At 69.0% G+C, this 11495-nt stretch carries 2 protein-coding genes; both read left to right on the top strand.

Annotation, left to right across the window (positions count from 1 at the left end; genetic code table 11):
- Positions 1-5: 5 nt before the first annotated feature.
- Positions 6-5567 (top strand): SDR family NAD(P)-dependent oxidoreductase, encoded by a 5562-nt coding sequence (locus tag ACFWDI_RS14090; protein WP_385303776.1) that lies wholly within the window; start codon positions 6-8, stop codon positions 5565-5567.
- An 88-nt stretch (positions 5568-5655) separates the two neighbouring features.
- A complete protein-coding gene (locus ACFWDI_RS14085; protein WP_385303774.1) occupies positions 5656-11289 on the top strand; it encodes an SDR family NAD(P)-dependent oxidoreductase in 5634 nt (1877 codons plus the stop codon).
- The last annotated feature ends 206 nt before the right edge of the window (positions 11290-11495 follow it).

Raw genomic sequence — 11495 nt, 5'->3', positions numbered from 1 at the left:
GATGTGTGGAGCTCTTGATGACAACGTCCCAGGCACAACTCGTCGAGGCGCTGCGTGCGTCGATCAAGGAAGCCGAGAGCCTCAAGCAGCAGAACCGGCAGCTCGTCGGTGCAGCGACGGAGCCGATCGCGATCGTCGGTATGGCCTGCCGCTACCCGGGCGGGGTCGCCTCGCCCGAGGATCTCTGGCAGTTGGTGTCGGACGGAGTCGACGCGATCTCCGGGTTCCCGACGGACCGCGGCTGGGACACCGAGGGCCTGTACGACCCGGACCCGGACAAGCCCGGCAAGATCGTCTCGCGTGAGGGCGGATTCCTTTACGAGGCGGGCGACTTCGATCCCGCGTTCTTCGGGATCTCGCCGCGTGAGGCGCTGGCGATGGACCCGCAGCAGCGGCTGCTGCTCGAAGCGTCCTGGGAGGCGCTCGAGCGCGCCGGTATCGACCCCGACGCGATGCGCGGCAGCCAGACGGGCATGTTCGCCGGAGTGATGAGCTCGGACTACTACTCCGAGTTCACCAAGTCCGTCGAAGGCCTGGAGGGCTATCTCAGCACCGGCAACTCTGGCAGTGTCGCCTCCGGGCGTGTCTCGTACGTGCTGGGTCTCGAGGGTCCCGCCGTTTCGGTGGACACGGCGTGCTCGTCCTCGCTGGTGGCCCTGCATCTGGCAGTTCAGTCGCTGCGCCGGGGAGAGTGCTCGCTGGCGCTGGCCGGCGGCGTCACGGTCATGTCGACGCCGGACACCTTCGTCGAGTTCTCGCGGCAGCGCGGCCTCGCACCCAACGGCCGATGCAAGCCCTTCGCGGGCGCGGCCGACGGCACCGGCTGGGCGGAGGGTGTGGGCATGCTCCTCGTCGAACGCCTCTCGGACGCCCGCCGCAACGGCCACCAGGTGCTGGCCGTGATCAGAGGTACGGCCCTGAACCAGGACGGCGCGTCGAACGGTCTGACGGCACCCAACGGCCCTGCCCAGCAGCGCGTCATCCGACGGGCGCTGAGCAACGCCGGTCTGTCGACAAATGACGTGGATGCGGTCGAGGCGCACGGTACCGGTACCCGGCTCGGTGACCCGATCGAGGCGCAGGCGCTGATCGCCACATACGGCCAGGGGCGTGAGGGCGGGGAGCCGTTGTGGCTCGGTTCGATCAAGTCCAACATCGGCCACAGCCAGGCCGCTTCGGGCATCGCGGGCATCATCAAGATGGTCATCGCTATGCGAGAGGGCCTGCTGCCGAAGACCCTGCACGTGGACGAGCCGGCACCGGAGGTGGACTGGTCGGCGGGCGACGTCCAGCTGCTGACCGAGGCACGGAAGTGGCCGCAGGTCGACAGGCCGAGGCGGGCAGCGGTGTCGTCGTTCGGTATGAGCGGCACGAATGCGCATGTAGTGCTGGAGCAGGCGCCGGTGGTGGACGTCGGGGCTACTGAGATGCCTGTGGTTGGTGGGGTCGTTCCGTGGGTGCTTTCGGGTAAGACCGAGGGGGCATTGCGGGCTCAGGCGGAGCGGCTGCTCTCGTTCGTGGCGGAGAAGCCTGAGCTGGGTCTGGCGGATGTGGGTTACTCGCTCGCGGTGTCGCGGGGGAGGTTCGATCACCGGGCGGTCGTCTCGGGTGCGAGCCGTGAGGAACTGCTGGCTGAGCTGCGGGCTGTTGCTGCCGGTGAGGTGACCGCGGGGAGCGTGAGTCGTGGGCGGGTTGCGTTCCTGTTCACGGGGCAGGGCAGCCAGCGGGCCGGGATGGGCCGGGAGCTGTACGAGACGTATCCGGTGTTCGCGGCGGCCTTCGACGAGGTCTGTGCGCACTTTGACGGGCACCTCGACCGTCCGCTGAAGGACCTCGTCTTCGGCACGGACAACGCGGACTCCGGTCTGCTGGACCAGACGGTGTTCACGCAGGCCGCACTGTTCGCGGTCGAGGTCGCACTGTTCCGGCTCGTCGAGGCCTGGGGCCTCACTGCCGACTTCCTCGTCGGCCACTCGGTCGGTGAGCTGGCTGCCGCACACGTGGCAGGAGTCTTCACGCTGGAGGACGCCACGAAGCTGGTGGCTGCGCGCGGCCGGCTGATGCAGGCCCTCCCTGCCGGTGGAGCGATGGCCGCGATCCAGGCCACCGAGGCGGAGATTCTTCCGCTGCTGGAAGGCCGGGAGCACGAGATCGCCATCGCCGCGATCAACGGACCCTCGTCCGTGGTGATTTCCGGTGACGAGAACGCTGTCGTGGAGGTGCTGGAGTACTGGCGCGGCCAGGGCCGCAAGGTCCGAAAGCTCCGCGTCAGCCACGCCTTCCACTCCCCCCGCATGGAACCCATGCTCGAGGAGTTCCGCACCATCGCCGCAGGAATCTCCTACGGAACCCCGAGCATCCCGGTCGTCTCCAACCTCACCGGCCAACTCGCCACACCCGAGGACCTCGGCACCGCCGACTACTGGGTACGCCACGTCCGCCAAGCAGTCCGCTTCGCCGACGGCATCACCTACCTGGCTGAGCAGGGCGTCACCACCTTCATCGAGCTGGGCCCCGACGGAACCCTCTCCGCCATGGCCCAGGAAACCCTCCCCGACGCCCATGACGACGTGGTCTTCACCCCCATCCTGCGCAAAAACCGCCCCGAAGCCGACACCCTCACCCAAGCCATCGCCCACGCACACGTACACGGCGCAGAACTCGACTGGAACGGCGTGTACGCGGGCCGTGGTGGGCAACGTGTTGAGCTGCCGACCTACGCCTTCCAGCACCAGCACTACTGGCTGCGGGCGACGGCCCCGGCCGGTGATGCCACCAGCCTCGGGCTGGACGAGTCAGGGCACCCGCTGCTCGGCGCGGCCGCAATCCTCCCCGACACGGGCGGAGTGCTGCTGACGGGCCGGCTTTCCCTCCAGTCGCACCCGTGGCTGGCCGACCACACCGTTATGGGTTCGGCAGTCGTGCCGAGCCCGGCGCTGGTCGAGCTCGCGATCCACGCCGGTGACCGGATCGGTTGCGGCCACGTCCAGGAGCTGACGCTCCATGCCCCGCTGGTCCTGCCCGAGCAGGGCGGAGTGGTGCTGCGACTGGCCGTCGACGCCGCCGATGATCAGGGCCACCGACCGGTGGCAATCCACTCGCGCCTCGACAGCGCCGAAGCCGACACGCCATGGTCGAAGAACGCCGAGGGCCTGCTCACGAATGACACGTCCGGCGTGGACTTCGACTTGTCCGTGTGGCCGCCGCAGGGTGCCGCTTCGATCGACGTGAATGAGATCTACGAGCGCCTCGCACAAGCCGATTTGGCATACGGCCCGGTCTTCCAGGGCCTGCGCGCCGCCTGGCGACTCAACACCGACATCTACGCCGAGGTCACACTCCCCGAAGGCACCACCACCGACGGCTTCAGCCTCCACCCCGCACTCCTCGACGCAGCCCTGCACGCACTGCCCCTGAACCCGACCGACCAGCCACGCATCACCTCCTCCTGGAACGGTGTATCCCTCCACGCCTCCGGCGCCACAACTCTGCGTGTGAAGCTCTCCCCCGCCGACAGCTCGATCGCGGCCGCCGACGAAACAGGAACACCCGTCCTCACCGCACAATCCATCACCTGGCGCCGGCCCACCACCGACGAACTCACCACCGGACACAGCCCGTTCCACAACTCCCTCTTCCGCGTGGAATGGCCGGAGCTGTCCCTCCCATCGGCGAGCCCGAGTACATGGGCCGTACTGGGCGAGCCGGATACCTTCACCGACGGCGGCCCGGTGTTCGCGAACCTGGCCGAACTCGGCGCCGCCGACACGATCCCCGAGATCGTCTTCGCTCCCCTCGCGGGATACGACGACGGGGACACGGCCGCCGCCGCACACCAGGCCACACACCATGCGCTCGCCCTCGTCCAGGGCTGGCTGGCAGAAGACCGCTTCGCCGAGTCCCACCTCGTCCTCGTCACGCGCGGTGCGGTCGCCGCCCGGCCGGGTGAAGACGTCACAGATCTGGCCAACGCACCCATCTGGGGCCTCGTACGCTCCGCACAAGCCGAGAACCCCGACCGCTTCGTCCTCCTCGACACCGACGAATCCGCAGAGCTCGCGGCCCTGTGGCCGGTACTTCGCGCCGGCGAGCCGCAGGCCGCCCTGCGGGAAGGGTCCGTACACGTACCGCGGCTGACCCGAGTCGCCAAGAACACCGACGACAGCGACACCGCCGCGCCCAACCCGGACGGCACCGCGCTGATCACCGGTGCAGGAACTCTGGGCGGCCTCGTTGCCCGCCATCTCGTCACCGAGCACGGCGTACGCAACCTCATCCTCACCAGCCGTCGCGGGCAGAATGCGGACGGCACGCACGACCTCGCCGTCGAACTGGTCGAACTCGGCGCGGACAACGTCGAGTTCGCCGCCTGCGACGCAGCCGACCGCGAAGCCCTCGCGGCCCTCCTCGCCACCATCCCCCTCGAGCGCCCCCTCACCGCCGCCATCCATACCGCCGGCGTCCTCGACGACGGCCTCGTCGCGTCCCTCACCCCCGAGCGCACCGACGCCGTCCTGCGACCCAAAATCGACGCGGCCCTCAACCTGCATGAGCTGACGAAGGACCTGGACCTCTCAACCTTCGTCCTCTTCTCCTCCTCAGCCGGCCTCTTCGGCGACCCGGGACAGGGCAACTACGCCGCCGCCAACACCTTCCTCGACGCACTCGCCCACCACCGCCGCTCGCTCGGTCTCCCCGCAACCTCCCTCCAATGGGGCCTGTGGGAGCAGCGCAGCGGAATCACCGGACACCTCACCACCGCAGACATCGAGCGCATCCACCGCTCCGGCATGACCCCCCTCCCCACCCAACTCGCCCTCCAACTCCTCGACACAGCACGCGAATCGGGGTACGCGGTGGTTTCTCCGATGGGTCTGCAGCCTGCCCGGGTGCAGGCGGACGACAGTCCGGAGTTCGCGATCCTGCGGAAGCTCGTACGCATCCCGGCGCGCCGGGTGGCGCACGCGAACGCGGGTGCCGACGTCGAAGCGAAGGCTTCGTCTTTGGCTGATCGCCTCGCCGGGCTTTCGCCCGCCGAGCAGATGAGGAGCGTCCTGGAACTGGTGGTGTCGAATGTGGCCGCGGTACTCGGGCATTCGGGCGCGGGCTCGATCGAGGCCGAACGGAGCTTCAAGGAACTGGGCTTCGACTCACTGACCGCAGTCGAGCTGCGCAACCGCCTGAATTCCCGCATCAGCGCGAGCAGCGAGATCCGTCTTCCGGCCACTTTGGTTTTCGACTACCCCACCCCGCTGGATCTGGCGCAGTACCTGTGCGCCGAGGTGGTCGGCAGCACCACAGCCCCGGCCAATGCCGCGCCCGTCGGCTCGGTGCTGTCCGAGCTGGACCGTTTGGAGTCCGCGATGTCCCGCGTCGCACTTGACAGTGACGAAGGCAAGGAGGACGACCGGGCAGCGAGGATCACGGACCGGCTGCAGGGCCTGCTTTCCAAGTGGAACGAAATCCAGAGCGCCACGACCGGGGCGGACGACGGCAGCGACGATCTTGAATCGGCGACGGCCGACGAGATGTTGGCCATTATCCAGCGGGAATTCGGCAAGGCCTGAGAATTCACTCCGTGCCGGGATGCACTGAATTCTCAGTCCCGGCCTCTCCAGCTTTCGCACAGTATTTGACTTCGATAGGTGATATGTGATGGCGCAGGACGAGAAACTTCTGGAAAATCTCAAGTTCGTGACGGCCGAGCTGCGCCGAACTCGTCATCGCCTGGTCGAGGTCGAGGAAGCGGAGCACGAGCCGATCGCGATCGTGGGTATGGCCTGCCGCTTCCCCGGCGGAGTGACCTCACCCGAGGACCTGTGGCAGCTGGTGGCGGACGGGGTCGACGCGATCTCCGATTTCCCCAAGGGCCGTGGCTGGGAACTGGATTCGCTGTACGACCCGGACCCCGACCGCCCCGGCACGACGTACGTGCACCAAGGCGGTTTCATCGAGGACGCCGACGCATTCGACCCCGCGTTCTTCGGAATCTCGCCGCGCGAGGCCGTCGCGATGGACCCCCAGCAGCGGCTCGTCCTTGAAACGTCGTGGGAGGTCTTCGAGCGTGCGGGGATCGACCCCAACTCGCTCAAGGGCAGTTCGACCGGCGTGTATCTGGGGATGATCCACAACGAGTACGGCTGCATTCTCCCGACCGTACCGGCCGATATCGAGCCGTTCCTTTCCAATGGAAATGTCAACAGCGTCGCCTCGGGCCGAATCGCCTACAGCCTCGGCCTCCAGGGGCCCGCGATCACGCTGGACACAGCATGCTCGTCGTCCCTGGTTTCGCTGCATCTCGCCGCACAGGCGCTGCGGCGCGGCGACTGCACGCTCGCGCTCGCCGGCGGGGCCCAGGTCCAGGCGACCCCCATCTCCTTCACCGACTTCGCCCGGCAGCGCGGACTCGCGACGGACGGCCGTATCAAGGCGTTCGCCGATGCCGCGGACGGCACGATCTGGGGCGAGGGCGTGGGGATGCTGCTCCTGGAGCGGCTTTCGGACGCGCAGCGCAACGGCCACAACATCCTTGCCGTGATGCGCGGTTCTGCCGTCAACCAGGACGGTGCGTCCAACGGCCTCACCGCCCCCAACGGCCCTTCCCAGCAGCGCATGATCCGCCAGGCTCTTGCGGACGCCCGGCTGACGACCGCGGAAGTCGACGTGGTCGAGGCGCACGGCACCGGGACCACGCTCGGCGATCCCATCGAGGCGCAGGCCCTCATCGCCACTTATGGGCAGGGGCGCGAGGGGGCGGAGCCGCTGTGGCTCGGCTCGATCAAGTCCAACCTTGGCCATACGCAGGCCGCTGCGGGCGTCGTCAGCGTCATCAAGATGGTCATGGCACTGCGCAACGGCATCATGCCCAAGACCCTTCATGTCGACGAGCCTTCGCGAAAGATCGACTGGTCGGCGGGCGATGTCCAGCTGCTGACCGAGGCACGGGAGTGGCCCGAGGTCGGACGTCCGCGCCGGGCAGGCGTCTCGTCGTTCGGCCTCAGCGGTACGAATGCACACGTAATCCTGGAGCAGGCGCCGACCGTCGAGGCCGAGCCGACTTCCGAAGTTCCTGTTGTCGGTGGGGTCGTTCCGTGGGTGCTCTCCGGCAAGTCCGAGGACGCGCTGCGGGCGCAGGCGGCACGGCTTGCAGCGTTCGTCGACGAGCGGTCTGAGCTGGGTCTGGCGGATGTGGGGTACTCGCTGGCGGTGTCCCGGGCGCGGTTCGAGCACCGGGCCGTCGTCACCGGCACTGACCGGACTGAACTCCTCGCGGGCGTACGGGCGTTGGCCACCGGCGATCTGTCGGGTGCGGTGACCGCCGGGAACATAGGCCGTGGCCGGTTGGCGTTCCTGTTCACGGGGCAGGGCAGCCAGCGGGTCGGGATGGGCAGGGAGCTGTACGAGGCGTATCCGGTGTTCGCTGACGCCTTCGACGAGGTCTGTGCGCACTTTGACGGGCACCTCGAGCGCCCGCTGAAGGACCTCGTCTTCGACACGGACAACGCGGACTCCGGTCTGCTGGACCAGACAGTGTTCACCCAGGCCGCACTGTTCGCGATCGAGATCGCACTCTTCCGCCTCGTCGAGGCCTGGGGACTCACCCCCGACTTCCTCGTCGGCCACTCCGTCGGCGAACTCGCTGCCGCCCACGCAGCAGGCGTCTTCACCCTGGCGGACGCCACGAAGCTCGTCGCTGCACGCGGCCGGCTGATGCAGGCCCTCCCGGCCGGCGGAGCCATGGCCGCGATCCAGGCCACCGAAGCCGAAATCCTGACGACGGTCGAAAGCCGGGAGACGGAGATCGCGATCGCTGCGATCAACGGACCCTCGTCCGTGGTGATTTCCGGTGACGAGAACGCTGTGGTGGAGGTGCTGGAGTACTGGCGGGAGCAGGGCCGCAAGGTCCGCCAGCTCCGCGTCAGCCACGCCTTCCACTCCCCCCGCATGGAACCCATGCTGGAGGAGTTCCGCACCATCGCCGCAGGAATCTCCTACGGAACCCCGAGCATCCCGGTCGTCTCCAACCTCACCGGCCAACTCGCCACACCCGAGGACCTCGGCACCGCCGACTACTGGGTACGACACGTCCGCCAAGCAGTCCGCTTCGCCGACGGCATCACCTACCTGGCTGAGCAAGGTGTGACGTCCTTCGTCGAGCTGGGCCCCGACGGAACTCTCTCCGCCATGGCCCAGGAAACCCTCCCCGACACCGACAACACCCTCTTCACCCCCGTCCTGCGCAAAAACCGCCCCGAAGCCCAAACCCTCACCCAAGCCATCGCCCACACACACGTACACGGCGCGGACCTGAACTGGAACGGCGTGTACGCGGGCCACAACCCCCGCCACGTCGACCTCCCCACCTACGCCTTCCAACACGACCACTACTGGCTCGAAGGCCCCGCCTCCGCCCATGACGCCGCCGGCCTGGGCCTCGTACAGAGCGAGCACGCACTGCTCGGAGCCGCCGTCACCCCTGCCGACTCCGACAGCTTGCTGCTCACCGGCCGGGTCTCCCTCCGTACGCACCCGTGGCTGGCCGACCACGCCGTCATGGGCACCGTTCTCCTGCCCGGCACCGGGCTGGTCGAGCTCGCGATCCACGCCGGCGACCAGGTCGGTTACGGCCAGGTCGAAGAGCTCACGATTCAGGCTCCGCTCATGCTGCCGGAGGCGGGGGCGCTGCAGTTGCAGGTTGTCGTGGGCGCCCCCGACTCGTCGCAACGCCGCACGGTCGGTATCTACTCACGCCCGGACAACGCCGTCGACGAGCCGTGGACGCCACATGCTGTGGGCACGCTCGCCGCGACCGTGGCGACCGTGGATGCCGACCTGATGTCCTGGCCGCCGGCCGGGGGCGAGGAGGTCGTGCTCGACGGCCTGTACGAGGGGCTGATCGAGCAGGGCTACGAGTACGGGCCCACCTTCCAGTGCCTGCGCTCGGTCTGGGTGCGCGGCGAGGAGATCTTCGCCGAGGTGGAGCTGGCCTCGGGCACCGGCACCGACGGGTTCGCCGTGCATCCCGCGCTCCTCGACGCCGCGTTGCACGCCGTTATTGTCGGCGCCAACCACGCCGCGCAGAACGGCGGCGGGGGTGACGAAGCCGAGGTGCGGCTCCCGTTCTCGTGGGCCGGCGTCAGCTTCCACGCCGAGGGCGCCTCCCATCTGCGCGTACGGCTCAGTGTCGACAGCGACCGGCGGATCACGCTGGCGGCCGCCGACACCACCGGCGCCCCCGTCGTCTCCGTGGCGGGCCTGGCGACGCGTCCCGTATCAGCACGGCAGTTGTCTTCGGCGGGTGGCGCGTGGCACGAGTCGTTGTTCCACGTCGACTGGGTGAAGGCCCCGAGTGTTCCGGCGGCACCGACCGCGTCCGCCGGCGGGCAGTGGGCAGCCTTGGGAGGCGACGAGTTCGGCCTGCACGGCGTACTGAAGGGCGCCGACGTCGGCGCGGCGGAGTTGGCGATCCATCCGGACCTCGCCGATCTCGCGGCTGCCGTCGATGCGGGCGCGCCCGTGCCCGAGATCGTCTTCCTGCCCTTCGCGCCGATCGCTGCAGAGGACCTCACAGGTCTGGCGGAGGGCGCTCGCGCCGCTTCCGTACGGGCGTTGGAGACCGTACGGGCGTGGCTGGCCGACGAGCGGTTCGGCAGGTCGCGGCTCGTCCTGATCACCCGGAGCGCTACGGCTGGGCGTGCTGACGCAGCGCCCACCGACCTTGTGCACGCACCCCTATGGGGTCTGGTCCGCTCGGCCGAGGCCGAGAACCCGGGGCAGTTCGTTCTCCTCGACCTCGACCCGGCCGGCGCGGACACCGTGACGCGTGACGTGCTGTCGGCGGCGGCCGTCTCGAAGGAGCCCGAGCTCGCCGTGCGCGGCGACGCTCTGTATGTGCCGAAACTCGCCAGGACCGAGGCACCTGCCGAGCCTGCCCGCCCGAAGCTCAATCCCGAGGGCACGGTCCTGATCACCGGCGGTACCGGCACGCTCGGTGCGCTGATGGCACGTCATCTGGTGACCGAGTACGGCGCCCGCCATCTACTGCTGGCAAGTCGCCGCGGGACCGAGGCCGCGGGTGTCACCGAGCTGGTGGCGGAGCTCGCCGGGCTCGGGGCCGAGGCGACTGTCGCCGCGTGCGACGCCGCGGACCGGGAGGCTCTGGCGGCCCTGCTGGCCGCCGTACCCGCGGACCGTCCGCTGACCGCCGTCGTGCATACGGCGGGCACGCTCGACGACGGTGTAGTCGGCTCGCTCACCCCCGAACGTCTCGAAGCGGTCATGCGGCCGAAGGTCGACGCGGCGGTGAACCTGCATCTGCTGACGCAGGGCCTCGAGCTGGCCGCGTTCGTGCTCTTCTCCTCGGCCGCGGGCGTCTTCGGCGGCCCCGGTCAGGCGAACTATGCCGCGGCGAACGTGTTCCTCGACGCTCTCGCGCGGCACCGCAGGGCCGCGGGCCTCACCGCCCACTCACTGGCCTGGGGTCTGTGGGAGCAGCGCAGTGACCTGACCGCGAACCTCGCCGCCGGCGACGTACAGCGAATCACCGGCTCGGGCCTGGCCACGATCTCCTCCACCGAGGGGCTGGCGCTGTTCGACGCCGCGCTGGCCACCGGGGAGGCCGTCTCCGTACCCGTACGGCTCGACTTCCCCCGCTTGCGTGCCCAGGCCTCGTCCGGTGAACTCACCGCTCTGCTCGACCGGCTGGTCAAGGTCCCGGTGCGGCGTGCGGCGTCGGCCGCGGCGGACGCGGAACCGCAGGGCAGTTCGCTCGCGCAGCGGCTCTCGGGGCTCGCCGATGAGAAGCAGGCCGAAGTGCTGCTGGAACTGGTGCAGTTGAACGTCGCCAAGGTGCTGGGCTTCACCGGAAACAGGCAGGTCGAGCCGGGCCGCGGCTTCCTGGACCTCGGCGTCGACTCGCTGACCGCCCTGGAGCTGCGCAACCGGCTCAATGGCGCAACCGGTCTGCGGCTGCCCGCGACCCTGATCTTCGACTACCCGTCGGCGGGCGCGGTGGCGAAGTATCTCGGCACCCAGTTCTCCGCCGATGCCGCGGGTCCGGGAGCCACCCCCGTCCACGCCGATCTCGGCCGTCTCGAGGCCACAGTCTCCGCCGCCGATCTGTCCGACGAGGACCGCGACAAGGTCGTCAACCGGCTCCAGGCTCTGCTGGCCACGCTCGGCCGCTCGGTCGTCTTGGGCGGCAGCGCGGCGACCGTGGCCACGGACCTCACATCGGCGAGCGACGACGAGATGTTCGCCATGATCGACCAGGAGCTCGGTCTGTCCTGACCAAAGCAATTCCCTCCGCCCCCAGGGCCGGTCACCTCCCCAAAGGAGTGTGGCCGGCCCTGGGGGGCGTAGGGGGGCGCTTAGGGAAGGTTAGGGGTGCCGCGTCGGGTGGCTATCTCCTAGCGTCGTATGTGAAGTCATGTCGATGTGTCGCCGTGCTCATCCCTAGCCGGTTCGAGGCATCGCCGAATGGGTCTCCCAGCCGG

The organism is Streptomyces sp. NPDC060064, assembly GCF_042736455.1.
Classification (GTDB): Bacteria; Actinomycetota; Actinomycetes; order Streptomycetales; family Streptomycetaceae; genus Streptomyces.
This window is presented reverse-complemented; position numbering and strand designations above follow the sequence as displayed.

Coding starts and splice junctions, on each gene's coding strand:
- ACFWDI_RS14085 (WP_385303774.1), top strand. CDS start 5,656: ATGGCGCAGGACGAGAAACTTCTGGAAAATCTCAAGTTCGTGACGGCC.